This is a genomic window from Cellulomonas iranensis NBRC 101100 = JCM 18110 (genome assembly GCF_001552375.1).
GTDB lineage: Bacteria > Actinomycetota > Actinomycetes > Actinomycetales > Cellulomonadaceae > Cellulomonas > Cellulomonas iranensis.
The window spans coordinates 1-697 of the sequence record NZ_BCRB01000198.1; the positions used below are offsets into that span (position 1 = coordinate 1).

Here is a 697-nt window from a genome sequence, read left to right on the forward strand (position 1 = left end):
ACGCCCGGCCGCGGCGCCGCGGCCGGGCGTGGGCCCTCGCGGCGGTCGGGGTCGTGGCCGCGCTGCTCGTCGGCGGCGGTGCGGTCCTGCTCACGCGTCCCGCCGCGCCCGCGGCGACCGCGCTCGAGCTGGCCGGTGACCTGCGCACGCACGACCCGGCGCTCGTCGTCGGCGACGAGGGCGAGCCCTGGTACGTGTTCTCGACCGGGGACGTGCGCGTCGGGCTCGGCGCGCCGCAGATCCGGCGCTCGACCGACGGCGGCCGCACGTGGGAAGACATCGGCACCGTCTGGGAGGCCGGCACGCGCCCGCGCTGGGTGTACGAGGCCGTGCCGGGGGTCGAGAACTTCTGGGCGCCCGAGGTCGTCGAGCACGACGGCACCTGGTACCTGTACTACGCGGCGTCGACGTTCGGCTCGAACCGATCGGTGATCGGGCTCATGACGAACACGACGCTCGACCCCGACGACCCCGCCTACGCGTGGGTCGACCGGGGCGAGGTGATCTCCTCGACCCCGGGCGAGGACAACTGGAACGCGATCGACGCGGGCGTGGTCGACGTCGACGGCACGCCGTGGATGGCGTTCGGGTCCTTCTGGGGCGGCATCCAGCTGATCGAGCTCGCGTGGCCCGACGGCATGCCGGCCGACCCCGCCGCCGAGCCGGTGACGATCGCGAGCCGCATCGGCTCGCCCAA

General features: G+C 75.0%; 1 protein-coding gene. It reads left to right on the forward strand.

The window, feature by feature from the left end; genetic code table 11:
• Window positions 1–53: 53 nt before the first annotated feature.
• Window positions 54–697, forward strand: a 644-nt coding sequence (locus CS2_RS18330; RefSeq protein ID WP_156442223.1) for an arabinan endo-1,5-alpha-L-arabinosidase, incomplete at its 3' end; no start/stop codon positions are given.